Below are 26,323 nucleotides of genomic sequence, written 5' to 3'. Positions count from 1 at the left end.
AAACCTCACTGGCGTTGATCATCCAGCGTGACACCTTCCGGTACGGTAAATTTGAATTTTTCCGCACCCACGTTTACATTTTGCTGCCCTTTCAATTGGTAAGCACTTTTTTGCCCATCCTGTTCAACGGCAGTAAATGTTTGGATTGTTCCTTCTGGTGTCACGGTAATTGAAAAATGTTTTAAATTGCCATTGGCATTATGAGGCGTCAGCTCAAAGCTATTACCGTTTTGCATAACTTTGTACTGTTTCCAGTCGGCAGGATCATTACGTGCAATCAGCATAAATGGCGTATTTCCCGTTGCTTCTTTTAACCAATTCGCCGTCACCTGTTCAACAAAAGGATTATAAAACCACAGCGTCTTACCATCAGAAACCAAAACACTCTCATCAGGTGACGTCATATGCCAGTTAAACAAATTAGGGCGTTTGATCCAAAGCTCTCCCTCTCCTTTTTGGACCGTTGAACCATCATCGCTAGTCACTGTTTGAGTAAAACTGGCATGAAAACTATTCACCTTTCCCAAACGCCCTTGCAGATCCTGCGTCGCATCAGCCCAAGCAGAACCTATGCTCACTCCCATCATCAGACAACCAATCAACATCAGTTTTTTCATGTGCGAGATACCTTCAATTCGTTTTATTATCAGTCATCAATTGCCGATACTGTTTACATTTCACAGTGATAATTAATGTTCATGAGGCGGAGGTGCCAAAACTTCACGATTGCCATTATGCCCAGGTGCACTCACTATCTGTTGTGCTTCCATTTGTTCGACAATCCGGGCTGCCCGGTTATATCCAATCCGAAATTGACGTTGCACGCCCGAAATAGAGACACGACGTTTTTCGATCACAAATTCAACCGCTTGATCAAACAGGGGATCTAGCTCTTCATCGCTATCAAATCCCACACTGCCTTCACCGTCTTCTCCCCCTTTGACAATACTGTCTATATATTGAGGGCGGCCACGAGCTTTCCAGTCATTCACAACTTCATGCACTTCTTGATCACGCACGAATGCACCATGAACACGTACAGGAATGGAAGAGTTTGGTGCCAAATAAAGCATGTCCCCCATACCAAGCAATGATTCTGCACCACCTTGATCAAGAATGGTACGGGAATCTATTTTACTGGATACTGTAAATGCAATACGTGTCGGAATATTGGCCTTAATCAGCCCGGTGATAATATCAACAGAAGGGCGCTGAGTTGCCAATACTAAGTGGATACCTGCCGCCCGTGCTTTCTGAGCCAAGCGTGCAATTAATTCTTCCACCTTTTTCCCGACTGTCATCATTAAGTCGGCAAATTCATCAACCATAACAACAATATAAGGCTCTTTTTTCAGCATAGGATGCGTTGCATCCATGCTGTCACCTGGTTTCCAGAACGGATCAGGGATCGGTCGCCCCATATTTTCGGCTTGTTTGATCTTGTCGTTATAACCTGCAATGTTACGTACACCTAAAGCTGACATCAGCTTATAACGTCGCTCCATTTCATTGACACACCAACGCAATGCATTGGCTGCATCTTTCATATCAGTGACGACTTCGGTCAATAAATGTGGAATGCCTTCGTAAACCGATAACTCAAGCATTTTCGGGTCAATCATAATAAAGCGAACATCCTCTGGTTTCGCTTTATACAGAATACTGAGGATCATCGCATTGACCCCTACCGATTTACCGGAACCTGTCGTTCCTGCTACCAGTAAGTGAGGCATCTTACCCAAGTCAGCCACAACTGGCTGCCCTGCAATGTCTTTTCCTAAGACGATGGTTAACGGTGAAGGGTTATCACGGAATTTCTCACAGTCCAAAACTTCCCGCAGATAAACTGTTTGGCGTTTTTTATTGGGTAATTCCAAACCAACATAAGGTCTCCCCGGAATAACTTCCACGATACGGACAGCTACCGCTGAAAGCGAACGAGCGAGATCACGTGATAAGTTAGAAATACGCGAAGCTTTCACCCCAGGCGCTAAATCCAATTCAAATCGTGTAATTACAGGCCCTGGAGAGAATCCAACAACATCCGCTTTAACGCGATAATCATTCAAACGCGCTTCAATTAAACGAGAGGTTTGCTCAAGCGCAAACATATCAACCGGCTCTTCTTCCGCTGGTGGTTCTGCCAAAAGATCCAAAGAAGGCATCGGCGTCGTTGGCTTTGGCAATGGCTGATCATTGCGTATCAAAAATGGATGGAACAGGCTATCTTGCTGCGCTTGCTGCGCTTGCTGCACAAAAGTAGGCTGATTTCTCGATTCGTGGAAATCAAGAGGAGTCGCTATATTTTTCTCCTGAATTGGTTGAGTCTGTGACTCTGTTGGCATAAATACAAATTCAGTAGGCTCAGGTTGATTTACTTGGTAACGTTCTCGTTGTTGTTGCTCAAATGCTATCCGCAACGCTTCTTCCTGTGCTTTTTGTTCATCTATTGGCTGCTCGTTTACTATTTGTTTGTCTATGTTCTGGTTATCTACGCTATTTTTCGTAAACTCATCAGCTACCGTTGGTTGCTTATGTATCAGCGTACTTGCTTCACGAGACTCTGACTCTCTGTTTCCTTCTTCAAAATCAGCACCATAGCGCTCACGTTGCTGCTCGAGGAATTGCTGACGCAACATGTCTTGCTGTTGGGCATCCATTCGCTGTTCATTAGCTTCTGCAACCAGTTCATTCTGTCTCTCTTTTTCTTTCCGTTGCATGTGTTCTGCCAAACGGTGAGAAGGCACTTTGATACCATACAATTCGCGACGTGTTGGGATCCTAACAGGATTAGGGCGCGGCATTTCAGGACCAATACCCTGTTTAATCTGTGGATTTCTCGTCACAACCGCAGAACCCGTAATATCCGCTGCTGTATTTTTCAAATTGACATTATCATTTGCAGAAAGAGTAAACGTATCTGTTACATCATCTTGTGAATGCGTATTCGTGCCAGCAGAACTGTTTGTGGATAGATTTGAAATAGGCTGAGAAAAGTCATCGGATTGTGGATTTGTACCTGATTGGTCATCATCTGGCAATTCAAAAGAATAGTGAATAGGTTCTTGTTCCTGAGGTTGATTCAATGCTGGAGCAGTCGGAGAAACTGGTGCAGGCTGTAACGCTGGATCTGTATTAGCTAATTCGGCTAACGTTGGCGCTGTCAGTAATACATCATCTTCATCTAGCGTTTCAGTAGATATAACCATTTCATGTTTATCTGCATGCTCCGCATGTTTTTGTTCACTAACTGAGCGTTCGGAAACTAACGTATTCTCTAAATCATTTTCATCATATTCAGCATTATTGCGGCCACGATTGACGACAAAACTCAGTGAATTCAGAATAACTGCGCCAATTTTTTCCGCAATCGTAAGCCATGACCATCCTGTAAATAATGTAAATCCAATAACCCAAATGCCAAGCAGAGCCAAGGTTGCTCCCAAGATGTTGAACCAAGGCAGAATCGCGTTGCTGAACAAATTACCAATGACTCCACCCGCAGCAAAATCATTTAAATCATCAATATTGAGGGCAGCCAAACCACATGATGTCAGTATCAGGGCTAAAGCACCAATGACGCGTAATGCAAGTGTGAAGAAATCAATGTACTCTTGCCTATCTTTCTGACGGAAAGCATTCCAACAACCTAACAACATAAATGGCGGGACTGCATAGGCAAGAATACCAAATGCCGAGAATAGTGTGTCAGACAACCAAGCACCAACACTGCCGCCCCAATTGTGGACAGGTTCATGCCATGATGTCTGTGACCAACTGGGATCAGATGGATTGAAGCTGATAAGCACTACCATTAAGTACACAGCACAGATAGCAATAACCAACAGAACGGCTTCCAGAAGCCGGCGGCCACTGCTTATCTTCTTTAACTTAACACGTTTGTCTTCTGTATATTCCTGGTTCAAGAAAGGCTCTCCAGGTTTTTCTGTTGATTAAACGGAACAACGCTGAGGGTAGCTCAGCGTTGAAACTGTATGCATAAACAGGAGTGTACCTAAGTTTTTCCTGTTTTGCATCTGTACATTTTAGATGAAAGCTTAACGAGTCTTAATCACTAAACGATTACTCTGCTTCACTTCTTCCATTACAACATAAGTACGGGTGTCATTAACACCAGGAAGACGTAACAGAGTTTCTCCGAGCAATTTACGATATGCAGACATATCCGGCACGCGTGTTTTCAGCAAGTAGTCAAAATCACCAGAAACTAAATGACATTCTTGAATTTCTTCTAGTTTCTGAACAGCAGTATTGAATTGTTCAAATACATCTGCTGCACCGCGGTTCAGCGTAATTTCAACAAATACCAGCAATGATGCATCCAAATAATGAGGATTCAACAAAGCCGTGTAGCCAGAGATAAAGCCCTGACGCTCTAAACGACGCACACGTTCCAGGCAAGGTGTTGGTGACAAACCAACTCTCTTGGATAACTCCACGTTAGAAATACGACCATCTTTTTGCAACTCGTTAAGGATATTACGATCTATACGATCAAGATCTTTTCCTGGACGCTTCTTATTATCTATCATCTTATTGCTCTCTCTTTAATATTCCTACACCTAAAACATTTTCCCTATCTCTTTCAAGCAATTGAGCTGGAAAAGATGTCTTCAAAGGTTAACGCTTAATCTGTAACCAAGGTTTAAGGACTACTACAACTCTAGAAACAATCTCCCAGAATACAATTTCCCAGACCACAATCTCCCAGAATTCGATTAATTATCCCTTTTGCTTTCCAAGTTGCTGCTATGTTAGCTGTGCTCACTCACCCCAATCACTCAGTTACTCATATATCAGCCACTCATCACTCATATTAGTTTCTATGCGCTTGAGGTTTTGTTCCCTTGCCGCCGCACTACAACTTGCACAACTTGCAATCCATTAGGAATACGACACGATTTACCAGAACATTGTCTCTCAGAAACTTCATTTCCCAGAATACTATCTCTTAAGATACTAGCTCCCAAAACACTAGGTTTTTCAGAAACAGCTTAACGGCAATTTTTATATTCTATGAGAAAATCACCCACACTAGTTTGTCTATTTTATAGAATCAATTGATTAGCAAGAGAGATAATTATCTCTTACACAGATGTTTTCGCAAATGCACAGCCGATTGTCAAAGTAAATGAACAAAAATCAGAACAACCTGCCAAATAAATTTTCAGTAAATCGTTTTGATAGCTTGTTTTATGTCTCATATGTATAAATGACGTTCAATTCAGAAAGTTAAACAATCGTTTCTTACAATACGATTACATCATAGTTACTATCTATCGGTAAAATCGTTAATAACATGAATATTTTATCTGATAATCGCTTTTTTTAACTTATTATTTCTCCTACAATCCCCAAATCTGCAATATGAGATAATGGAAATGAGGTATTCATGAGCACAGCCAAACACAGTAAACTTATCATTCTTGGCTCAGGTCCTGCTGGTTATACCGCTGCTGTGTATGCAGCCCGCGCTAATCTAGATCCCGTCCTCATTACTGGGGTTGAAAAAGGCGGTCAATTGACCACCACGACTGAGGTTGAGAACTGGCCCGGAGATCCAGAAGGGCTGACTGGCCCTGGCTTGATGGAGCGCATGTTCCAACACGCCGAAAAATTTCAAACAGAAATCATTTCTGACCATATTCAGAAAGTTGATTTCACAAACAGACCATTCCGTTTATTTGGTGATGATCAGGAATATACTTGTGATGCTTTAATCATCGCGACAGGAGCTTCAGCCCGTTACCTCGGATTGCCTTCCGAGGAGGCTTTCAAAGGTCGTGGTGTATCTGCTTGTGCAACATGTGATGGATTTTTCTATCGTAAACAAAAGGTTGCTGTAGTCGGCGGGGGCAATACTGCTGTTGAAGAAGCACTGTATTTGGCAAACATTGCCTCTGAAGTACATTTGATTCACCGTCGTGATACTTTCCGTTCAGAAAAAATCCTGATTGACCGTATGATGGAAAAAGTGAAGAACGGCAACATTATTCTGCATACTGATCGTACGTTGGATGAAGTTCTGGGTGATGATATGGGTGTGACTGGCATCCGCATTCGTGATACGAAAAGTGACAATACCGAAGAACTGGATGTTACCGGCGTTTTCATCGCCATCGGCCATAGTCCAAACACGGGTATCTTTGATGGCCAACTGGAACTGGAAAACGGATATATCAAAGTCCAATCGGGCTTGCATGGTAATGCCACTCAAACCTCTATTCCAGGTATCTTTGCCGCTGGAGATGTTATGGATCATGTGTATCGCCAAGCTATCACCTCAGCAGGTACAGGCTGTATGGCTGCACTGGATGCTGAACGTTTTCTTGATGGGCTGGCAACCAAATAATCTATCTTTCCCCAAGGCGCTATTCCGATAGCGCTTTTTAACAGGTAACATACAGCTTGTTTTGATATTCCGTATCATCACCCGCTAATCAGAAATTTTTTCTTATGGACAAAACAAGACAATCTGAACTTGTTCGATGGCTGAAACAGCAAACTGCACCTGCCCGTCGGTGGCTTCGTTTATCAATGTTACTTGGCTTAATCAGTGGATTGCTGATTATTTCCCAGGCTTGGCTCTTGGCGACAATCCTACAAGCCCTGATTATGGACAATGTTCCCCGTGAAAACCTTATCGACCAATTTCTAATGTTGGCTGCTACTTTTACATTACGGGCGATTGTCAATGCCGTCCGGGAACGTGTCGGATTTATTTGTGGCAAAGTTGTACGCCAACAAATTCGCAATATGGTACTGGATAAACTTGAACAACTTGGCCCAATGTGGGTTAAGGGGAAACCCGCCGGAAGTTGGGCAACCATTATCCTGGAGCAGATAGAAGACATGCAGGATTTCTACTCTCGCTATCTGCCTCAAATTGCTCTTGCTACGATGATTCCTATCTTAATCCTGGTTACTGTATTTCCAATTAATTGGGCTGCAGGATTGATTTTATTTGTAACCGCGCCATTGATTCCGCTGTTTATGGCATTGGTGGGCTTAGGAGCCGCAGATGCCAATCGGCGCAATTTTGTTGCTCTCAGTCGATTAAGCGGTAATTTTCTCGATCGTCTCCGGGGTTTGGAAACTTTGCGCCTGTTCCATCGAGGGGAAGCGGAAATTGAACAAGTTGCTGAATCAACAGAGAACTTTCGCCGCAGAACCATGGAAGTTTTGCGCATGGCATTTTTATCTTCAGCGGTTTTAGAATTTTTTGCCGCAATTTCTATTGCCGTTGTTGCTGTTTATTTTGGTTTTTCCTATTTGGGAGAATTGCACTTTGGTAGCTATGGCGTGGGTGTTACGTTGTTTGCAGGTTTCCTCGCGTTAATCCTCGCACCTGAATTTTTTCAACCACTGCGCGATTTAGGTACGTTTTATCACGCCAAAGCCCAAGCAGTCGGAGCGGCAGAATCGCTCTTCACCTTACTTAGTAGCGATGGAGAACAGGCTGCAAGTAGCGGTGAGAAAACACTATCAGATAAAGCCCCCGTTACCATTGAGGCCTGCGAACTGGAAATTATGTCCCACGATGGACATCGTCTTGCTGGTCCTTTGAATTTTACTATTGATAAGCGCCAGCGGATTGCTCTGGTTGGAAAAAGTGGGGCAGGCAAAAGTTCGTTGATCAATGTATTGCTGGGATTCTTACCTTATCATGGTTCCTTGAAAATCAATGGTATTGAATTGCGTGAACTCAATCTCACAAAATGGCGTGAACGCTTAAGTTGGGTTGGGCAAAACCCACACCTGCCAGAACAGACACTGCTTGATAATATTCGTCTTGGTCAATATGACGCAACGCAAGAACAAATCAGTGATGTGATGGAACGGGCTTATGTCAGTGAGTTTATTAACGACCTTCCAGATGGAATTAATACAGTGATAGGTGACAACGCTGCTCGTCTGTCTGTCGGACAAGCCCAGCGGGTTGCGGTAGCACGAGCGTTGTTAAATCCTTGCCAATTATTGCTCTTAGATGAACCCGCCGCTAGTCTTGATGCCCATAGCGAACAGCGTGTGATGATGGCTTTAAATCAGGCTTCGCATCAACAAACCACATTATTGGTCACTCACTTGCTAGAAGAAACGCTATCATATGACCAGATTTGGGTAATGGAAAATGGATTGCTTATTGAACAAGGTGATTATCAAACTTTAAGCCAGTCTCAAGGTGTATTTTCTCGTTTGTTATCTCACCGTAGTGTGGAGCTTTAATCATGCGTGTATTACTCCCATTTCTCGCGCTTTACCGCCGCCATTGGTTTCTCATCAGTTTAGGTATGCTATTGGCGATTGTAACGCTGCTAGCCAGTATTGGGTTGCTAACACTCTCTGGTTGGTTCCTTGCTGGCACAGCACTGGCGGGGTTCGCAGGGTTATATACGTTCAACTATATGCTGCCTGCCGCCGGCGTTCGCGGTGCGGCCATTTTTCGTACTGCTGGTCGTTATGGTGAGCGACTTGTCAGCCATGATGCAACATTCCGGGTACTAGCGCATTTACGTGTTTTCGCGTTTCAAAAAATACTCCCTCTTTCTCCTGGAGGCATTGCTCGTTTTCGTCAAGGTGAGTTGTTAAATAGGCTTGTTGCAGATGTCGAAACACTGGATTACCTGTATCTGCGCGTTATTTCCCCTGTCCTCGCCGCATTCGTCGTCATTCTCGTTCTGACATTCGGCCTGGGCTTCCTTGATATCACCCTCGCCTATACTATTGGCGGTATTATGTTAGGGCTACTGCTGATATTACCTTGCGTGTTTTATCATGCAGGAAAACCTTATGGCAAAAACATCACCCAACAACGTGGGCAGTATCGTACATTACTTACCAGCGCCTTGCAGGGGCAAGCTGAATTAAGCGTGTTTGGTGCACTTAGACGTTTTCGTCAATCCATGACAGAGATTGAAAATGATTGGTTAAAAAGCCAGCAAAAACAAGCCAGTTTGACCGGACTTTCACAAGCTATCATGATTTTTTCCACTGGTATGACAGTGACGCTAATACTGTGGCTAGCAGCGGCAGGTGTGGGAGAAAATAGTCAGGCGGGCGCATTAATCGCACTGTTTACATTTTGCACCCTTGCTGCGTTCGAAGCACTTGGGCCAGTCACAGTGGCGTTCCAGCACATGGGGCAAGTCATTGCATCTGCGACGCGTGTTTCTCAGTTGATGCACCAAAAACCGGAAGTCACCTTTCCTTCTCATGGACCGCAAGCGAATAGTGAGCTTAGCCTTGAAATAAAAGATGTTAATTTCACCTACCCAGGTCAGCCACAGCCAGTATTGAAAAATATCTCTCTGTCCCTGACATCAGGCAAACATATTGCTTTACTGGGAAAAACAGGATGTGGTAAATCCACGCTTTTACAATTATTGACGCGTGCCTGGGATGTCAATAGCGGTGAAATTCAACTCAATCAGCACCCTATCTCCCATTATGATGAGTCAACATTGCGTTCAATGATGTCTATCGTTCCCCAGCGGATACATGTCTTTAGCCATACTTTGCGTGAAAATCTCTTATTGGCAAAACCAGATGCTGGTGACGATGAATTAGCAACCGTACTGCAACAAGTAGATTTAGGATACTTGCTAGACACTGATAAAAAGCTAAACTGTTGGATGGGTGAGGGTGGGCGTCAGCTTTCCGGTGGAGAACAGCGTCGTTTGGGTATTGCCAGAGCATTATTGCACAATGCCCCTTTAATGCTGCTGGATGAGCCAACTGAAGGGCTCGATGCAGATACAGAACAGCAAATTCTGTCGCTGCTACGCCGTAGTTGTCAGCATAAGACTTTGATTATCGTTACCCATCGACTCACAGGCTTGCAATTCATGGATCAAATCTGCGTTATGGATGGAGGACGTATTATCGAGCAAGGTAAGCATAATGCGCTACTGGCTCAACAAGGGCGTTACTATCAATTTTATCAGCGGCAACCATTTTATCAGCTACAGAGCTATCCTGAGCAAAGGTAATTCAACTTATGTCGATAGCTCAACTGGGTAACTCATATGAATTCCCCCATCCCACTAATGCGCTGGTTGAACCCAATGGTTTATTGGCATTTGGAGGAGATCTAAGTGCAGAACGTTTACGAGTAGCGTATCATGGGGGGATTTTTCCGTGGTATTCGCCTGATGAACCGCCTTTATGGTGGTCTCCCGATCCCAGGGCCGTGTTGATTCCAGGAGAATTGCATATTGGCCGAACACTACGTCGATTTATTCACAAACATACTTACCAAATTACGGTAAACTATGCTTTTGATGAAGTGATATATCATTGCGCTCAACGACAAGAAGGTACCTGGATTGGGCCAGATGTTCAAAAAGGTTATCAAACCTTACATAAAGAAGGATTAGCTCATTCAATTGAAGTCTGGTATGACCATCAACTTGTGGGTGGTTTATACGGCGTTTGTGTCGGTACACTATTTTGTGGTGAATCGATGTTTAGCAAAATGGAGAATGCTTCCAAGTGTGCTTTTGTCGCATTCTATCACCATTTTTTACGTCATGGTGGCCAACTATTTGATTGTCAGGTATTAAATCACCATACAGAATCATTGGGTGCTAAAAATATTCCGAGAGAAAAGTTTCTCCAGCATCTTTATCAATTAAGAAAGCAGTCATTGCAATCAGGCTGCTGGTCTGTACAAAAGCTGGATTTATAATCATCTCTTAGAAATAAATGCTGTTCATGGTGGGAATGTCATTAGCCATCATATTATTGTATGTAAAATGATGGCTTAAAATACGACATTCCTTTACATAGTGATGGTTTTTCGGCATTATCTTGCCGGTTAAAAACTATGGTTGTTACATTTAGAGGATTAGATGGCCAAAGAAGACACTAATTTTGAAATGCAAGGTACTGTTTTAGAAACACTGCCAAATACTGTGTTTCGCGTTGAATTAGACAACGGACACATTGTCACTGCTCATATCTCAGGGAAAATGCGCAAGAACTATATCCGCATCCTGACAGGAGACAAGGTTACAGTTGAGCTAACTACATATGATCCGGAAAAAGGACGAATCACTTTCCGTAGCCGCTGATTAAGATACCTTAGCACCACAGGTGATCATATTTTTCAAAATTCACCTGTGGTGTAGCTGTTAATGGTTACAATACAGCATCTTCTGATCTCTTTTTATTCGATTTTTGGGCACTCTTAAAATCGTACACCAATATATGTTTAGCTTTATCAAGTTTAATCTTGACCGAGCCTCCATGTACCAAAGAGCCAAATAGCAACTCATTCGCCAGGGGTTTTTTGAGATTGTCCTGAATGACACGGGCCATAGGTCGTGCTCCCATCGCCTTATCATAACCTTTGTCACATAACCATTGACGGGCAGCTGCACTGACTTCCAAAGAGACGCCTTTTTCATCCAGTTGTGCTTGTAACTCAACGATAAATTTATCAACAACTTGCTGAATAACTTCAGGAGAGAGTGCATCAAACCAGATGATGCTATCAAGGCGATTACGGAATTCAGGTGTGAAAATCCGTTTTATCTCTTCCATACCATCCGGGCTGTTATCCTGTTCAGTGAATCCAATGGATTTACGCTGTATTTCACGTACCCCTGCATTGGTTGTCATCACCAAAATAACATTGCGGAAATCCGCCTTGCGACCATTATTGTCAGTCAATGTACCATTATCCATAACCTGTAACAGCAGGTTAAAGACATCAGGATGGGCTTTTTCAATCTCATCCAGTAACAGAACAGAATGAGGATGCTTGATGATTGCATCGGTCAATAATCCTCCCTGATCATACCCAACATAACCCGGAGGAGCACCGATTAAACGACTGACAGTATGGCGTTCCATATACTCTGACATATCAAATCGCAATAATTTGACATTCAAAACCTTGGCAAGTTGGACTGTGACTTCTGTTTTCCCCACTCCCGTTGGCCCTGCAAACAAGAAAGATCCTACTGGTTTATGATCCTGTCCCAATCCAGCACGGCTCATCCTAATGGCTTCCGTCAAAGCAGCAATCGATTTTTCTTGGCCAAAGACCAACATTTTCAAACGCTCATCCAGTGACTTCAATACATCTTTATCACTGGCTGACACTGTTTTTTCTGGAATACGGGCTATGCGGGCAACAACAGTCTCAATATCGGCAACATTGATCGTCTTCTTACGGCGGCTAGCTGGCACTAATCTGGTCCTTGCTCCAGCCTCATCAATAACATCAATGGCTTTATCCGGTAAATGACGATCGGTAATATACTTCACAGATAACTCAACTGCTGCCCGAATGGCCTTCGATGTATAACGAACATCATGGTGTGCTTCATATTTAGCACGCAGCCCATTGATAATTTGTACCGTTTCTTCAGAAGAAGGTTCAAGAATGTCAATCTTTTGGAATCGACGAGCCAAAGCCCGATCTTTTTCAAAAATATTGCTGAATTCGTGGTAAGTCGTTGAGCCAATTACCCGTATACGCCCACTGGACAACAGCGGTTTAATGAGATTAGCTGCGTCCACCTGCCCACCCGATGCGGCACCTGCTCCAATAATAGTATGGATTTCGTCGATAAAGAGAATGCTTTTACTGTCCTGTTCCAATGTTTTTAACAAAGACTTGAAGCGCTTCTCAAAATCACCACGATACTTTGTTCCCGCCAACAATGAGCCAATATCAAGAGAATAGATGGTACAATCCTGCATCACTTCGGGAACATTCTTTTGCACGATACACCATGCAAGCCCCTCAGCAATAGCTGTCTTACCAACACCTGATTCTCCAACAAACAGCGGATTGTTTTTGCGGCGACGGCAGAGTACCTGAATAGTTCTCTCCAATTCATTCTGACGGCCGACAAGCGGATCAATTTGTCCTTTCTGTGCCAATTGATTCAGATTGGTCGTAAAATTTTCCAATCGATCTTCACTAATTACCGGCTCTTCCTGAACTGGATTGATACTGTGGTGAGCATCATTATCTGATTCATCTTTGCGCGTTCCATGAGAGATAAAGTTCACAACATCCAAACGACTGACGTCATACTTACGCAATAAATAAGCAGCCTGGGACTCCTGTTCACTAAAAATAGCAACCAAGACGTTCGCCCCAGAGACCTCCGAACGCCCCGACGATTGAACATGAAATACCGCACGTTGCAAAACACGCTGAAAACTTAATGTAGGTTGTGTATCCCTGTCATCATTTTCAGATAACAAGGGGGTGGTTTGTGCAATAAAACTTTCTAATTCTTGGCGTAACATCGCCAAATCGACTTTACAAGCCTCCAGTGCTTCTCGCGCTGATGTGTTACTTAACAACGCCAGCAACAGGTGCTCTACAGTCATAAATTCATGTCTGTTATCCCTTGCTTTGGCAAAAGCAATATTGAGACTAAGCTCCAGTTCTTGATTGAGCATAAGCACCTCCTCCTAAATTTCAGTAAGCCAGATCAGACCTTTTCCAGCGTGCAAAGTAACGGATGCTCGTGCTCCTTAGCATACATGTTCACTTGCGCAGCTTTAGTTTCTGCGACCTCTGCCGTATAAATTCCGCAAACTGCTTTCCCTTTGTAATGGACATCCAGCATTAGTTGCGTTGCTCGTTCAACATCATAAGAAAAGAACTTTTGCAATACGTCAACCACAAACTCCATAGGGGTATAATCGTCATTGTTAAGAATAACCTTATACATTGATGGTGGTTGTAGTTCTTGTGTTACATCATCCTCAATAAATTCTTCAACTTTCAAATTGTTATAAAACTCAGTCATTATTCTTCCGCTGGGTATTCACTGTCCGCTGGATTTTAGTATGAACTAATGCATTCTACTGCTATATATTTTATCACTTCATAAAGCCCTCTGCTTACCCCTTCCTTGATTAGCAGATCAGGATTTTGCCTAAAAATCGGATACCGTTATCTATATCAAACTTTAGCCATTTGAGACAGCCTGACGTTGTTTATATGCTTGACGACGTAATGAATTTCACTACAGTATATTTTATGAACACCGCTTTCTGTCTGGGCGTTTGTTCATATTTTAATATTTTTAGTGACTCCTAAACCCGAAATCGTGATACGAGGGATAGAGAAGTATGGAAACAGGTACTGTTAAATGGTTCAATAATGCAAAGGGCTTTGGATTTATTTGCCCAGCCAGCGGGGGCGAGGATATATTCGCTCACTATTCAACCATTCAGATGGATGGTTATAGGACGCTGAAAGCGGGGCAAAAAGTGAACTTTAACGTTCATCAAGGTCCCAAAGGTAACCACGCCAGCCTTATTGTACCTCTGGAAGATGGTTCAAAATCAAAAAAATAGTTACCCGATAAATGTGTATTTTCCACGCCACAAATAGACAATAAGCTTATTTGTGGCGTGCTAGTTTATTCCCTTGCCAGTGCTTCTATGGGATCGAGGTGAGCTGCATTTCTTGCAGGTAGGAAACCAAAGATTACCCCTATTGCCGTTGAACAACCAAATGCAATAATAAATGCAATGAAGTTATAAACGAAATCCCAGTTCGGTAACATCAATTGCACCATAAAAGAAATGCTGTATGACAGAATAATCCCCAGTATCCCTCCTATTAAACAAACCAAAACCGCTTCAATAAGGAATTGTTGCATAATGTCACTGGTTCTGGCTCCTACTGCCATACGAATACCAATCTCCCTTGTCCGCTCAGTAACGGATACCAACATGATATTCATGACACCAATTCCCCCGACAACCAAGGATATTACCGCAACTAATGTTAAAAATATTTGCATCGTCCGGGTTGTTTTATCCATTATTTTAATAGTCTTATTCACGTTATAAGTGTGAAAGTCTTTTTTACCATGACGGAACATCAGCAATTGATTAAGTTTTTCTTCTGCTTCGTTGGACACATAGCCATCTTTTAACCTGACAACAATCGAATTCAAGTAATTTTGATTCATCAAACGGCTATTCATCGTACTGTAAGGCACCCAAACTTGTAATGTATTACTGCTATAAAGATTTTGCCCATTAGCAATTACACCAATCACTGTCAAGGGCATATTTGTTAACAATAACTCTTTGCCTACCACATTATCCTGGTAAGGAAAGAACTTCTTACGTGTATTATCATCAATGATAACCACTTGAGACTGACGCTCAATCATGTCTGAAGTAAATGGAATGCCTTGAGAAAACTTCATTGCATATACCTGAAAAAAATCACTTCCTACCCCCGATATTTGTGCTTTAGCATCTATATTGCCTTGACGCAAACGCCCACTATTCATAAATTCGGGAGAAGCAGCCTGAACATAAGGCTGAGATTTTATTGCCGGAATATCAGTAAGTTTCAGTGCCTGCATATCCAAAGCGTTATCACTACCAAAATCTTTTCCTGGATAAATTGATATAGAGTTAGTTGCAATAGATTTAATATGTGATAACACCATCGATTTTGCCGCATCACCAATCACTACAATCGTGACGACAGAAGCAATGCCTATTATAATTCCAAGCATTGTCAGCAGAGTCCGTAGCTTATTCACATTCATGGCGCGCCATGCCATCAATAAAGCTTCATGAAAACGTCCCCAGATTTGCTGCACTGAAGAGGTTTTTACATTGACAGTTTTTGTATCTACAGAAGAAGGGATATGAGGTAATTTTTGGTGTTCAGAAGAACGTACCTCGCTCATGATACACCCATCTTTAATTTCAATAACCCTTTGAGCCTGTGCAGCAATATTAGGATCATGGGTAACAATAATAACCGTATGTCCTCGTTGACAGAGTTTCTTCAAGACATCCATCATTTCCTGGCCGGAAGTACTATCCAACGCTCCTGTCGGTTCGTCAGCAAGGATGACCTGACCACCGTTCATAAGTGCTCTGGCAATACTGACTCGTTGTTGCTGTCCACCTGAAAGCTGGCTTGGTCGATAATCAATCCGATTCCCCAATCCAAGGCTTTTTAGCAATTCAATAGCCCGCTCACGACGTTGTATTTTGGAAACACCAGAATAAATTGCCGGAATTTCAACATTTTGTTCAGCGGTTAAATGAGTCAATAAATGGTAGCGCTGAAAAATAAACCCAAAATATTCCCTGCGTAACTCTGCCAATTGATCACTATCCAAATCAGCAATATTTCTTCCCGCAACCCAATATTCTCCACTGATAGGTTTATCTAAACAGCCAAGTATATTCATTAAAGTAGACTTACCGGAACCAGAAGCGCCAACAATAGCCACCATTTCTCCGGCCTGTATAGATAATGAAATATTATCCAGAACAGTGACTTGCCCTTCTCCAGCGGGATAATTACGACTAACGCCTTTTAGTTCCAGTAATGTACCCATTATTACTCCTCTGCACTACTATCACTGCGACTGGTGATCACACGTTCGTTTTCCTTCAACCCAGAGAGCACCTGGACATTCGCGTTATCAAAGGCTCCTATTGTGATTTTACGTTTTTCTGCTTTGCCATTATGCAAAACACTCACGTCATATTGCGGAGAAAGTACATGCTGAGTTGAAGACGTATATTGGTGAGACGCTATTTCCAAAGCTGAAATTGGGATCATCAATACATTATGCAAAGTTTGAAGCGCTATTTTTACTTGTGCTGTCATCTGTAAACGCAAAATATGTTCGGGATTAGGTACTTCAAAGCGGGCATAGTAGAAAATAGCATTATTCTCAACTTGTGGTGTTGGCAAAGTATCTTTCAGGACGCTGTGAAATTCCCTTCCTGGTGCCCCTAAGATGGTAAATGAGACTTTCTGTCCAGGCTCTAAATTGATGACATCGGCCTCCGATACTTCTGCATTAACAATCATAGTATCAAGATTTGCGAGCGTCAGGATGGTCGGTGCTTGCTGTGCAGCAATCACGGTTTGTCCCTGGAATGTTTTAATATCTGTCACAATGCCCTCTATTGGGGCAGTAATTCTGGTATATTGCAAATTCGTTTTTGCCGTATCAAGTTTGGCCTTATTTTGCTTAATTTGCGCCGCCAAGTCGTCAATTCTGGCAGCCTTAGACTGCATATCTGTTACGCTTGAATCCAATTCTTGCTGCGAAATTAAATGTAATTTAAACAAATGATTCAGGCGATTTGCTTTGAGCTGCGCAAGTTTTAGTTCAGCCTGCGCTCCACGGAGATTAGCTTCCAGTGATTTTGCTGTTTCCTGAATTTCAGCCACCGTGTTTTTTGCTGTCTGTGGATCAATCAATGCCAATAATTGGCCTTGCTTAACCTTATCCCCCAATTTCACATAAAGCTCTTTCAACTGACCACTAACCTGAGCCCCGACGTCAACTTTACTGACCGCATCCAATTTACCCACCGCCAGGACACTTCTTTCGAAATCTCCCTTTATCACTACACTCGTCTGATATGAGATAGGTTTCGGCAGATAGAAGAAATAGAACCACACAGAAGCTATAGCTATGAGAACAAGCCCAGCCCCAATCCAACGATACTTGGCAAAAAGAAGTTTCATCAACAAATACCTACCATTAAAATATGCAATCTAATGACTTCACTTAAACTTTACTGTATAAGACATAAACAAACCCTATTAATGGGATGTTTCTGATATGTATTCTTTAAAAAAACAAAAGCCCTTTCTAAGATCCAACGTGACATTATGCTTGCGGTATATATGAGATTTAATATGCAGCGCATTGATTATACGCAAAATGGACTGCAAAACTGAGCGATTAGAAACTCAGCTTATAAAATGACAGGGCATTAGTAAAGATGGCTAAAAGGCTGGGTTTACCCCATGCATCCTCACCAGTCAGAATCGTATTCTCGTCAAGTACTAATGGTAATCAGTTTATCCCCTAAAACCACACGTCCCAAAAACATACATTCCCCCCTTTTCCATACCAGATTTACTTAATTTTATTTATAACATCCGTTCTATTAGAGATTAAAAAATGCGTTGAGTTTCAATATATTTCCCTTTATCCTACTTGTTATTTTAGTGTGATTTTTTTGTTTCTATATAATATATTTGCTGGCTTTTGTGTCTAGTTTTCGTTATTAAGATTAGATAAAAAGACGTTTTTTATTGGATAAGGATGTGGATTATGTATTCAGGATTAATCATTATTCTCCTGCCTTTGGCTCTGGGCTACCTTATTCATCTGAATAATAAATCGGCGCTAACCCTCGTGCATCAGCTACTCAATGTCATGGTCTATATCATTCTCATTCTGATGGGTATCAGCCTTGCTATGCTGGAAAACTTGGGCAGTCATTTACTTTCTATCTTGCTGTATGCAACAACATTTTTTCTGTGCACCTTTATAATTAATATGCTAGCGCTTTTCCTCTTGGATAAACGAGATCCGTGGATTATTAATGCACATAAACAGGAAAAACCCCCTTCCCGATTACATATGGCTCTGGATTCCGTCAAATTATGTGGTGCATTAGTATTGGGGTTTCTTATTGGATTAACAGGCTGGTCAGTGTTTCATTTTTCTAACCGAGCCAGTGCAATTGCCTTGATTTTTTTACTATTTCTAGTTGGGATTCAACTGCGCAATAACGGTATGAGCCTAAAGCAAACTCTGCTGAATCGTCGTGGTACGATTATTGCCATCGTGGTTGCCATCAGTTCTCTGCTGGGTGGCGTACTGGCTGCATTTTTGTTGGAATTACCGATCAAAACGGGTCTTGCCATTGCATCAGGGTACGGTTGGTATTCCCTTTCCGGTATTTTAATTTCGGACGCTTACGGGCCTGTGCTTGGCAGCACCGCATTTTTTAATGACTTAGCTCGTGAATTGGCATCCATCATGCTTATTCCCATGTTAATAAATCGCTACCGTTCAACCGCATTGGGTTTAACAGGAGCAGCTTCAATTGACTTTACCTTACCGATCTTACAACGCTGTGGTGGTATCAATATCGTGCCAGCCGCCATCGTTCATGGTTTTATATTGAGTTTATTAACTCCTTTATTCATTGCGTTGTTTACCCAGTAAACAGTTTATGCAATAAAAGTCATTCGGTTTAATACGTAAACTGAAAAAAAATTTTCGATATAAAAATCAACCTACCCAACGAATATAAAGCGCAAAAAAAGATCTAAAAAATGCCAACAAATTGATTAGTTAACTAACCAATTCGATTAAAATAACGTTTTTATGCAAATATCATTGCATAGTTATGCTTATAGGATTAATATCCCACCAATCAATTAACTATTCATATTTTTCGCATGAGCATTCAATTAAAAAACATAAATTGTTTCTATGGCTCACATCAGGCTCTATTCGATATCAATTTTGAATGTACATCGGGAGAAACTGTCGTGTTGCTAGGCCCCAGTGGAGCTGGAAAAAGTTCTTTGCTGCGTGTCTTAAATTTACTGGAGCTTCCTCGTTCCGGGTTACTCAATGTAGCAATGCACCAATTTGATTTCAAACAGCAGCCTAACCACAAAGACATTCTCGCATTGCGCCAAAAAGTTGGCATGGTCTTCCAACAATACAATTTGTGGCCACACTTAACCGTGATGGATAATTTGATTGAAGCACCTTGCCGAGTATTGAAGCAATCTAAACAACAAGCCTGGGAAAAAGCGACCAAACTCCTTGCCCGACTTCGTTTGGGTGAATTCGCCAATCGTTTTCCACTACACCTTTCCGGTGGACAACAACAACGGGTTGCCATTGCACGTGCATTAATGATGGAACCTCAGGTTCTATTGTTTGATGAACCTACTGCTGCACTCGATCCTGAAATCACTTCTCAAGTCATTGACATTATTAAAGAACTGGCAGAAACCGGTATCACTCAGGTTATCGTGACTCATGAAGTGGAATTTGCTCGCAAAACAGCAAGCCAAATTGTATATATGGAACAAGGACACATTGTCGAAAAAGGTGATGCAACTCATTTTATGCATCCTCAAACAGAAGCCTTTGCTCACTATTTATCACACTGAGATTTATCACACTGAAATACCATACTGGATCTATAAACTCGAAATATTTCAAACTACTACATCCCTGTAAGGGAGCGGATTGAAAGATGAACTAGATATATCGATAATCGATTACAAAACAAATATCAAAGCAGTTATCAACCATAAAGTTCATAAACAACAGGATATCGCTATGAAGAAATTATTGTTTGCAGCCTTATTGAGTGTAGTGACCTTGTCAGCAACCGCAGCAGAGAAAGCAACGCTCCGTTTTGCGACGGAAGCAACCTACCCTCCATTTGAATTTGTTGATGCAAATAATCAGATTCAAGGATTCGACGTCGATTTGGCGAATGCCCTATGTGCAAAGCTCAACGCAGAATGTACATTCACCAACCAGGCTTTCGATAGCCTCATTCCCAGCTTAAAATTCCGTCGTGTTGATGTTTTGATGGCGGGTATCGACATCACACCGGATCGGAAAAAACAAGTTGATTTCACCCAGACCTATTATGATAACTCTGCCATTTTCGTTGCTATCAAAGGGAAGTTTGCTCAAGTTGCCGATCTCAAAGGTAAACAAGTCGGTACCCAGAATGGTACTACACACCAAAAATATTTGATGGAGCAACATAACGAGCTGAAAACCGTACCTTATGACAGCTACCAAAATGCAATCCTTGATTTAAAAAATGGTCGTATTGATGCGTTGTTTGGTGATACTGCTGTTGTCAATGAATGGCTAAAAAAGAATAAAGAATTAAGTACGGTTGGCGATAAGGTGACAGACAAAAACTACTTTGGTATCGGTTTAGGCATCGCAGTTCGCAAAGGTAATACTGAGTTGCTGGATAAACTGAACAAAGCACTAACGGAAGTTAAACAAGACGGTACTTACGATACCATCTACAAAAAATGGTTTAAACAATAAACTCAATTCTAATGAATGAACTTCTCTCTTTAATCAATGCCGCCGGAGTCACCGTCGGCCTCGCGATTTCCTCGCTTGTCGTCGGTTTAGTTCTGGCAATGTTTTTTGCTGCATGGGAATCCATTCACTGGAAACCTATTGCTTTTTTAGGCTCCTGTTGGGTTACCTTGATCAGGGGATTGCCTGAAATTTTAGTTGTTCTCTTCATCTATTTTGGCAGTTCCCAACTCCTAATTACGCTGTCGGACGGTTTTGATATCAATCTCATTGTTTGGCACTTTAGAATACAGATGGAAATTGACAACTTTGATGTCAGCCCTTTTCTGTGCGGTGTTATTGCCCTGTCTCTGCTCTATTCTGCTTATGCTTCACAAACACTGAGGGGAGCATTAAAAGCAGTTCCGATAGGGCAATGGGAAGCAGGGCAAGCTCTGGGGTTAAACCAAAGCCGTATCTTTTTTCGCTTGATTATGCCTCAAATGTGGCGCCATGCCCTGCCAGGGCTTGGTAATCAATGGCTGGTTTTATTAAAAGACACTGCCCTGGTTTCGTTAATCAGCGTTAATGATCTGATGTTACAAACAAAAAGTATCGCTACCCGAACTCAGGAACCGTTCACATGGTATATGATTGTTGCTGTAATTTATCTGATAATCACTCTGATCAGCCAATTTATTCTCAAACAGCTTGAAATACGCGCCACCCATTTTGAACGGAGTGCTTCATGATGTTTGAATATATCAAGGAAATTTTACCCGGCTTGCAAACCAGCCTCAGTTTGACTTTCTCAGCATTGCTGGCTGCATTCATGCTATCCATTGTCTTGACTATGATTCTGACAATGAAACTGCCTGTATTTTCTCAATTGGTAAGAGGCTATATCACACTATTTACCGGAACCCCACTCCTCGTTCAGTTCTTCCTAATTTACTATGGGCCGGGGCAATTTCCATCGCTCAAAGAATATCCGTGGTTCTGGCAACTTATGTCAGAACCGTGGTTATGTGCAATGGTTACACTTACATTGAATAGTGCAGCCTACTCAACCCTGCTATTTTACGGGGCTGTTAAAGCAATTCCTGCCGGACAATGGCAATCTTGCCAGGCTCTTGGTATGTCCAAAGTGCATTCTATGCGCATCTTGTTACCTTATGCGCTTAAGCGAGCACTCTCTTCCTATTCCAATGAAGTCGTGCTGATTTTCAAGAGTACTTCACTAGCCAGTACAATCACCTTATTAGACATCATGGGATATAGCCAGCTTCAATTTGGGCGTAGTTATGATGCAACAATATTTATTGCCGCGGGTATTATTTACCTCTGCATAAATGGCCTTTTGACACTGCTGATGCGTATAATTGAACAGCGGGCCTTATCATTTGAACATCGCAATTAATCAGCGTTCACACTTAATTCTTTGATTTTACCATTCCTACCCGTGATAACTCACCGTTATCACGGAGTAACCAAGATATAAGATTGTTAGTTTACATTAAGAACTAACAGTGCCAATGTTTCATAATGTTCGGTATGAGGAAACATATCGAATAACTGTACTTTTTCTATTCGATATTGTTTAAGCATAGTGATATCTTTCGCCATCGTCTGAGCATTACAGCTCGAATAGAGAACAAATTTAGGTGCCATCTGGCTAAGGTATTCACATAGCTCTTTACCAATTCCTCTTCTAGGAGGGTTTACCAGTACTAACTCAGGTAGTTGTGATTTATCAAGGGCAAAATGAGTGGAATCCAATGCCTGAAAATCCACCTGCTCCAATCCCAGGATTTTGGCAGAACTTTTAGCACAACTAATTGCTTCAGCACTGATCTCTATCCCTGTCAATCGGGTCTTTTTATCTGCACAATGCAGACCAAAACCCCCAGCACCACAAAACAGATCCCACATACTGTTAATGTTTAATTCCCTAACCCAACGCCCTGCTGTTGCATACAGCTCTGAAGCAATATCTGGATTTGTCTGGAAAAAACTACGCGGGCGGATGTACAACGGAATACCGTTAAAAGTTTCCTGTAGCATCTTACGTTCGGTAAAAATGATTTCCTTCTCACCTTCCAGAATCGCCATATGGGTTGGCTGAATATTAGCGGAAATCACTGTTGCTTGTGGCAATTGTTCCTTCAGCCAAGGCAAAGCCTGCTCTAATTGGGCCAGCTTTGTTTCCGAACGCAAAACAAAGCGCAACATTATTTCGCCATTAGCGCGACTTTCCGTCAGAAGAATATATTTTAATTCCCCTTTCCGACGTTCAACGTTGTACGGAACCAAGCCAGCTTTAGCGATAAATGTTTTTATGACTGCAAATACCGTCTGAAAGTATTTTGGATACAACGGACAGTCACAAAGATCCACCGTTCTGCCATCACGATGCAACATACCAAGCAATGGACGTTCAACACTGCCACAGACTACCATCTTGGCTTTATTACGGAACGCACTTGTTTTGCTACTTACCGGTGACAACCAATGTACTACTGTTCCTTTTTGTAAAAGTTGCTTTAAATGTTGTTGTTTATCAGATAATTGCTGTGAATAGGACTTATCGAGCCACTGACAAGAGTGACAATGCCCCGCGGTATACTGCGCACATCGCATCGTAAAAAACCATATCAAAAAAATATTAGTGCAAAGTAAATGTTGATGTTTTCGTTGAAGTTAAGGATTCGTCATCTTCAACTTCAACTTCAACTTCCATCTCACTTTCCATATCATTATTGACATAGAGAAGATTATTGCTGTGAATTTCAAAAATCACATTCGCAATTTGTTCTTCACCCTGCTGCATAAAATTGGAGAATTGTCTGAAAGTCATGCCAGCCGCAATAGGGAAAGCCTGACAAACAATCAACTTAGGCAAGTTTTCATCCTGAACATCGATAAATGCCTTCACAGTAAGAGAACAAGCATTAATCTGACTCAAATTAGCAACCAATGGAATTATCGCCGTTGGCCTGACTTCGGCCAAAGCAGAAAACAATACGACATCACCCAACAGATCGATCTTGGCATCAAACAAGCCATCAATATTCTGCATATGAGGCAAATGCAAGACTGTGCCTGAATCATTCTCAAAATAAGAGATCTTGAGCTGTTCAAGCCACGTGCGCAAAATTGACAAATCGGGAATAACCATAGAATCCATCGAATTAACCTCATATGACCGAGAAGTTACACATGCTACCTAAGGGAACTTCCCAGCAAGCAGCCGTATGTATAATAATTAATCTATTTTGTTTTTTCATCATCAGTGACAATCTGATGGTTTTTATCTGCTTTCTTATGATCAATTCCCAAAAAGGAAAGATTATAGACTGCACGCCAGATAATATGGATAGCTGCTGGTATCAAGCAACCGATACCCAATAAAATCATAGCAATGTGTGCTTCTGCCGTCATTAGTAAAGGTGATAGAATTATGCTATCAGTTATTGACAAGTAAGCCAGAACCAACAGTCCCACGCCCAACATTTCCAATAAAATGACTAACTTAGGCATGTCAGCCAATGAGCGCATCTCTTTTGATGGGTTCACTTTCATTCTTTAACCTGTTCCAGCCTAAAAATAGAATTTCCATGACTCAATAGATTTCTGTTACCTGGTAAGTCTATCATACCTGAATCCCGTTTATTGGCAGGACTAATTACAACAAAAGGCAATTCCTGCTTTTTTTTGTTAATACTTACAGGCATAGTAACTCCAGATGACATTCTATGAAGTTCATGATCATTACCATTAAGGAGTTTGTATGTACACTGTCATTTTTGGCCGCCCTGGTTGTCCTTACTGCGTTCGCGCCAAAGAACTCGCTGAAAAACTAAAAAAAGTGCGCGACGACTTTGATTATCGCTATGTCGATATTTGGGCTGAAAATATCACCAAAAACGACTTATCAAAAACGGTGGGCAAACCTGTTGAGACTGTTCCCCAGATCTTCATTGACGAGAAACATATCGGTGGCTGTACAGATTTTGAAGCTTATGCTAAAAACAATCTAGAACTGTACCAATAATCGAACCCAAGAATTAGTTATAAAATCAGTCGTCAAAAAAAGCCGCTATCCAGCCAGAAACCGTCCCTTTACTGGATAGCGGGTGCCTTAACCATAGCTGCTCTTCGAAAAAATTCCATCTTCTTGAAAAAATTTTGCGATTTTTTCTCAAGGATGAGAACTTTCACATCATAATGCAGTCTTAATTATTGCCACTGCTTTTCTTTGATGTCCCCATATTGAGGAGCCCGATAGTCATCCACTTTGGTTAAAGGCTATCGGGTTTTTTGTTAGTCACGAGTGACTTGCAAGATAGCGGTTATCTTTCATTATTATTGCAATCCCTATATTATTTACTCATGCACCATCAACAAACATTAAATAAAATTATTAATCAATGTAATTCGCTTTTTTATATGAAATTATTATTGTTAACAATGAGTTGATAAAATAAAATCACCCTGTTTACGTAAATATCTCGCTTGTGAGGCTGACTTTGCTAGAACAACTTAACCACAATTTGTTTACTTTTATCAATGCAACCCCAGATTCACCACCAGCAATGATCTCGCTTGCCATCTTTATAGCGAAATATTGCGTATTTATTTACCCTATTACATTGGTCATTTGCTGGCTTTGGGGAAAAGAAAGAGCTATCACATCTCAACGCATCGTTGTCAGTAAATCTTGCATTGCTTTTGCCTTTGGCATGACGATCTCCTATATCATCGGGGTAACCGTTCCACATGCCCGGCCATTTGTCGAAGGTTTTGGCTATAATTTTCTCTACCATGCTCCTACAGAATCTTTTCCCAGCAACCACGGCACAGCCGTCTTTACTTTTGCTCTGGCATTTATATTTTGGCACCGCGTTTGGTCAGGTTTATCTCTAATGGTCATCGCCTGTGCCATTGCCTGGTCACGTGTCTATGTGGGCGTTCACTGGCCAATCGATATGATTGGGGCATTTTTAGTCAGCCTGTTGGGATGTGCTTTTTCCCAAATATTTTGGAGCCAATACGGAGCGCATTTACAAAGCAAACTTACCCGACTCTACCAATTTTGCTGCGCATTTTTTATCAAAAAAGGGTGGGTAAAAAATTAATCAAATGTAAATATGCACTGGTCATATATCTCTATATGGCTGGTGTCACTGATATCCATAAAAAAAGCGTGGTATTATTTTGTTCAAGAAATTTTTTAACATTTATTCTATTCTTCATAGTGGCTTTAAATATCAGAACAAAATCCTACGTTATATTTAACAATATATAACTATAAAATGATTACTATTGCTTCATAAACATAGAGTTAAAGAACAAATTTCACACACAACAATTGATTATCCTTAAAACGCTTATTAAGGCATAATCAATACTAAACACATTTTCATTTAAAAAATGAACACCATATGCAG

Annotated in this window: 24 protein-coding genes and 1 pseudogene; 13 read left to right on the top strand and 12 right to left on the bottom strand. The window is 41.6% G+C overall.

Features of this window, described 5'->3' with window-relative positions; all coding sequences use genetic code 11:
- Positions 1-5 precede the first annotated feature (5 nt).
- The 3 genes from lolA to lrp all read right to left on the bottom strand — a co-directional run bounded on the left by lolA (position 6) and on the right by lrp (position 4,553).
- A complete protein-coding gene (gene lolA / locus IQ209_RS15275) occupies positions 6-617 on the bottom strand; it encodes an outer membrane lipoprotein chaperone LolA (protein WP_193852096.1) in 612 nt (203 codons plus the stop codon).
- Positions 618-689: 72 nt separating this feature from the next.
- Positions 690-3,815: a DNA translocase FtsK 4TM domain-containing protein gene (locus IQ209_RS15270; protein ID WP_370588428.1), complete on the bottom strand. Its 3,126-nt coding sequence runs from the start codon at positions 3,813-3,815 to the stop codon at positions 690-692.
- A gap of 243 nt (positions 3,816-4,058) precedes the next feature.
- On the bottom strand, positions 4,059-4,553 hold the full coding sequence (gene lrp / locus IQ209_RS15265; protein ID WP_004256338.1) for a leucine-responsive transcriptional regulator Lrp: 495 nt from the start codon (positions 4,551-4,553) through the stop codon (positions 4,059-4,061).
- Positions 4,554-5,413: 860 nt separating this feature from the next.
- On the opposite strand from lrp, the gene trxB reads away from it, so the two are divergent.
- The 5 genes from trxB (at position 5,414) to infA (ending at position 11,093) form a co-directional block, all read left to right on the top strand.
- Positions 5,414-6,373 (top strand): thioredoxin-disulfide reductase, encoded by a 960-nt coding sequence (gene trxB, locus IQ209_RS15260; RefSeq protein WP_193852094.1) that lies wholly within the window; start codon positions 5,414-5,416, stop codon positions 6,371-6,373.
- Between the two features lie 104 nt (positions 6,374-6,477).
- Positions 6,478-8,247, top strand: coding sequence for a cysteine/glutathione ABC transporter permease/ATP-binding protein CydD (cydD, locus tag IQ209_RS15255; protein ID WP_193852093.1), 1,770 nt, complete (start codon positions 6,478-6,480; stop codon positions 8,245-8,247).
- Between the two features lie 2 nt (positions 8,248-8,249).
- Positions 8,250-10,010: a cysteine/glutathione ABC transporter ATP-binding protein/permease CydC gene (gene cydC / locus IQ209_RS15250; RefSeq protein WP_193852092.1), complete on the top strand. Its 1,761-nt coding sequence runs from the start codon at positions 8,250-8,252 to the stop codon at positions 10,008-10,010.
- An 8-nt stretch (positions 10,011-10,018) separates the two neighbouring features.
- Positions 10,019-10,708 carry a leucyl/phenylalanyl-tRNA--protein transferase gene (gene aat, locus IQ209_RS15245; protein WP_193852091.1) on the top strand — a complete coding sequence of 230 codons (690 nt, stop codon included), beginning with the start codon at positions 10,019-10,021 and terminating at the stop codon, positions 10,706-10,708.
- A 163-nt stretch (positions 10,709-10,871) separates the two neighbouring features.
- Entirely contained in the window at positions 10,872-11,093 is a 222-nt protein-coding gene (gene infA / locus IQ209_RS15240; protein WP_047767507.1) for a translation initiation factor IF-1, read from the top strand.
- A 67-nt stretch (positions 11,094-11,160) separates the two neighbouring features.
- Here the strand turns inward: infA and clpA are convergent, their stop codons facing one another.
- The gene (gene clpA / locus IQ209_RS15235; protein WP_193852090.1) at positions 11,161-13,446 is read right to left on the bottom strand and encodes an ATP-dependent Clp protease ATP-binding subunit ClpA; all 2,286 of its coding nucleotides are present in this window, start codon (positions 13,444-13,446) and stop codon (positions 11,161-11,163) included.
- Positions 13,447-13,478: 32 nt separating this feature from the next.
- Entirely contained in the window at positions 13,479-13,799 is a 321-nt protein-coding gene (gene clpS, locus IQ209_RS15230; protein WP_193852089.1) for an ATP-dependent Clp protease adapter ClpS, read from the bottom strand.
- 325 nt (positions 13,800-14,124) lie between these two features.
- On the opposite strand from clpS, the gene cspD reads away from it, so the two are divergent.
- Positions 14,125-14,352 carry a cold shock-like protein CspD gene (cspD, locus tag IQ209_RS15225; RefSeq protein WP_189758491.1) on the top strand — a complete coding sequence of 76 codons (228 nt, stop codon included), beginning with the start codon at positions 14,125-14,127 and terminating at the stop codon, positions 14,350-14,352.
- A gap of 65 nt (positions 14,353-14,417) precedes the next feature.
- Here cspD and macB read toward each other — a convergent pair whose 3' ends face one another.
- The 3 genes and pseudogenes from macB to IQ209_RS15210 all read right to left on the bottom strand — a co-directional run.
- Positions 14,418-16,376, bottom strand: coding sequence for a macrolide ABC transporter ATP-binding protein/permease MacB (gene macB / locus IQ209_RS15220; protein WP_193852088.1), 1,959 nt, complete (start codon positions 16,374-16,376; stop codon positions 14,418-14,420).
- A 2-nt stretch (positions 16,377-16,378) separates the two neighbouring features.
- Positions 16,379-17,524: a macrolide transporter subunit MacA gene (macA, locus tag IQ209_RS15215; RefSeq protein ID WP_193852087.1), complete on the bottom strand. Its 1,146-nt coding sequence runs from the start codon at positions 17,522-17,524 to the stop codon at positions 16,379-16,381.
- A gap of 220 nt (positions 17,525-17,744) precedes the next feature.
- Positions 17,745-17,846: pseudogene (locus IQ209_RS15210) on the bottom strand (hypothetical protein); the annotation flags it as partial.
- Between the two features lie 273 nt (positions 17,847-18,119).
- On the opposite strand from IQ209_RS15210, the gene IQ209_RS15205 reads away from it, so the two are divergent.
- The 5 genes from IQ209_RS15205 to artM all read left to right on the top strand — a co-directional run bounded on the left by IQ209_RS15205 (position 18,120) and on the right by artM (position 22,293).
- Positions 18,120-19,022: a lysine exporter LysO family protein gene (locus tag IQ209_RS15205; RefSeq protein WP_193852086.1), complete on the top strand. Its 903-nt coding sequence runs from the start codon at positions 18,120-18,122 to the stop codon at positions 19,020-19,022.
- Between the two features lie 236 nt (positions 19,023-19,258).
- Positions 19,259-19,987, top strand: a complete 729-nt coding sequence (gene artP, locus IQ209_RS15200; RefSeq protein WP_193852085.1) for an arginine ABC transporter ATP-binding protein ArtP — start codon at positions 19,259-19,261, stop codon at positions 19,985-19,987.
- 172 nt (positions 19,988-20,159) lie between these two features.
- Positions 20,160-20,897: an arginine ABC transporter substrate-binding protein gene (gene artJ, locus IQ209_RS15195; RefSeq protein ID WP_193852084.1), complete on the top strand. Its 738-nt coding sequence runs from the start codon at positions 20,160-20,162 to the stop codon at positions 20,895-20,897.
- A gap of 11 nt (positions 20,898-20,908) precedes the next feature.
- Complete coding sequence (gene artQ, locus IQ209_RS15190; protein WP_193852083.1) at positions 20,909-21,625, top strand: arginine ABC transporter permease ArtQ; 717 nt, start codon at positions 20,909-20,911, stop codon at positions 21,623-21,625.
- Complete coding sequence (gene artM, locus IQ209_RS15185; protein ID WP_193852104.1) at positions 21,625-22,293, top strand: arginine ABC transporter permease ArtM; 669 nt, start codon at positions 21,625-21,627, stop codon at positions 22,291-22,293. The genes artQ and artM overlap by 1 nt, the downstream gene beginning before the upstream one ends.
- An 86-nt stretch (positions 22,294-22,379) precedes the next feature.
- Here artM and rlmC read toward each other — a convergent pair whose 3' ends face one another.
- The 4 genes from rlmC to IQ209_RS15165 all read right to left on the bottom strand — a co-directional run bounded on the left by rlmC (position 22,380) and on the right by IQ209_RS15165 (position 24,607).
- Entirely contained in the window at positions 22,380-23,513 is a 1,134-nt protein-coding gene (rlmC, locus tag IQ209_RS15180; protein WP_193852082.1) for a 23S rRNA (uracil(747)-C(5))-methyltransferase RlmC, read from the bottom strand.
- Between the two features lie 25 nt (positions 23,514-23,538).
- Positions 23,539-24,060: a YbjN domain-containing protein gene (locus IQ209_RS15175; RefSeq protein WP_193852081.1), complete on the bottom strand. Its 522-nt coding sequence runs from the start codon at positions 24,058-24,060 to the stop codon at positions 23,539-23,541.
- Between the two features lie 83 nt (positions 24,061-24,143).
- Positions 24,144-24,455 (bottom strand): YbjC family protein, encoded by a 312-nt coding sequence (locus IQ209_RS15170; RefSeq protein WP_193852080.1) that lies wholly within the window; start codon positions 24,453-24,455, stop codon positions 24,144-24,146.
- Positions 24,452-24,607 carry a hypothetical protein gene (locus IQ209_RS15165; RefSeq protein ID WP_193852079.1) on the bottom strand — a complete coding sequence of 52 codons (156 nt, stop codon included), beginning with the start codon at positions 24,605-24,607 and terminating at the stop codon, positions 24,452-24,454. The genes IQ209_RS15170 and IQ209_RS15165 overlap by 4 nt, the downstream gene beginning before the upstream one ends.
- A gap of 56 nt (positions 24,608-24,663) precedes the next feature.
- Between IQ209_RS15165 and IQ209_RS15160 the strand changes: the two genes are divergently transcribed.
- Both IQ209_RS15160 and ybjG read left to right on the top strand, forming a co-directional pair.
- Positions 24,664-24,927 (top strand): GrxA family glutaredoxin, encoded by a 264-nt coding sequence (locus IQ209_RS15160; RefSeq protein ID WP_193852078.1) that lies wholly within the window; start codon positions 24,664-24,666, stop codon positions 24,925-24,927.
- Between the two features lie 475 nt (positions 24,928-25,402).
- Entirely contained in the window at positions 25,403-26,011 is a 609-nt protein-coding gene (ybjG, locus tag IQ209_RS15155) for an undecaprenyl-diphosphate phosphatase (protein WP_193852077.1), read from the top strand.
- Positions 26,012-26,323 lie beyond the last annotated feature (312 nt).

Origin of the sequence: Xenorhabdus sp. BG5, from assembly GCF_015163665.1 — a bacterium.
Classification (GTDB): domain Bacteria; phylum Pseudomonadota; class Gammaproteobacteria; order Enterobacterales; family Enterobacteriaceae; genus Xenorhabdus.
Note: the sequence above shows the minus strand (reverse complement) of the source record. Positions and strands in the feature narration are given on the sequence as shown.

Coding starts and splice junctions, on each gene's coding strand:
- lolA (WP_193852096.1), bottom strand. CDS start 617: ATGAAAAAACTGATGTTGATTGGTTGTCTGATGATGGGAGTGAGCATA.
- IQ209_RS15270 (WP_370588428.1), bottom strand. CDS start 3,815: ATGGTAGTGCTTATCAGCTTCAATCCATCTGATCCCAGTTGGTCACAG.
- lrp (WP_004256338.1), bottom strand. CDS start 4,553: ATGATAGATAATAAGAAGCGTCCAGGAAAAGATCTTGATCGTATAGAT.
- trxB (WP_193852094.1), top strand. CDS start 5,414: ATGAGCACAGCCAAACACAGTAAACTTATCATTCTTGGCTCAGGTCCT.
- cydD (WP_193852093.1), top strand. CDS start 6,478: ATGGACAAAACAAGACAATCTGAACTTGTTCGATGGCTGAAACAGCAA.
- cydC (WP_193852092.1), top strand. CDS start 8,250: ATGCGTGTATTACTCCCATTTCTCGCGCTTTACCGCCGCCATTGGTTT.
- aat (WP_193852091.1), top strand. CDS start 10,019: ATGTCGATAGCTCAACTGGGTAACTCATATGAATTCCCCCATCCCACT.
- infA (WP_047767507.1), top strand. CDS start 10,872: ATGGCCAAAGAAGACACTAATTTTGAAATGCAAGGTACTGTTTTAGAA.
- clpA (WP_193852090.1), bottom strand. CDS start 13,446: ATGCTCAATCAAGAACTGGAGCTTAGTCTCAATATTGCTTTTGCCAAA.
- clpS (WP_193852089.1), bottom strand. CDS start 13,799: ATGACTGAGTTTTATAACAATTTGAAAGTTGAAGAATTTATTGAGGAT.
- cspD (WP_189758491.1), top strand. CDS start 14,125: ATGGAAACAGGTACTGTTAAATGGTTCAATAATGCAAAGGGCTTTGGA.
- macB (WP_193852088.1), bottom strand. CDS start 16,376: ATGGGTACATTACTGGAACTAAAAGGCGTTAGTCGTAATTATCCCGCT.
- macA (WP_193852087.1), bottom strand. CDS start 17,524: ATGAAACTTCTTTTTGCCAAGTATCGTTGGATTGGGGCTGGGCTTGTT.
- IQ209_RS15205 (WP_193852086.1), top strand. CDS start 18,120: ATGTATTCAGGATTAATCATTATTCTCCTGCCTTTGGCTCTGGGCTAC.
- artP (WP_193852085.1), top strand. CDS start 19,259: ATGAGCATTCAATTAAAAAACATAAATTGTTTCTATGGCTCACATCAG.
- artJ (WP_193852084.1), top strand. CDS start 20,160: ATGAAGAAATTATTGTTTGCAGCCTTATTGAGTGTAGTGACCTTGTCA.
- artQ (WP_193852083.1), top strand. CDS start 20,909: ATGAATGAACTTCTCTCTTTAATCAATGCCGCCGGAGTCACCGTCGGC.
- artM (WP_193852104.1), top strand. CDS start 21,625: ATGTTTGAATATATCAAGGAAATTTTACCCGGCTTGCAAACCAGCCTC.
- rlmC (WP_193852082.1), bottom strand. CDS start 23,513: ATGCGATGTGCGCAGTATACCGCGGGGCATTGTCACTCTTGTCAGTGG.
- IQ209_RS15175 (WP_193852081.1), bottom strand. CDS start 24,060: ATGGATTCTATGGTTATTCCCGATTTGTCAATTTTGCGCACGTGGCTT.
- IQ209_RS15170 (WP_193852080.1), bottom strand. CDS start 24,455: ATGAAAGTGAACCCATCAAAAGAGATGCGCTCATTGGCTGACATGCCT.
- IQ209_RS15165 (WP_193852079.1), bottom strand. CDS start 24,607: ATGCCTGTAAGTATTAACAAAAAAAAGCAGGAATTGCCTTTTGTTGTA.
- IQ209_RS15160 (WP_193852078.1), top strand. CDS start 24,664: ATGTACACTGTCATTTTTGGCCGCCCTGGTTGTCCTTACTGCGTTCGC.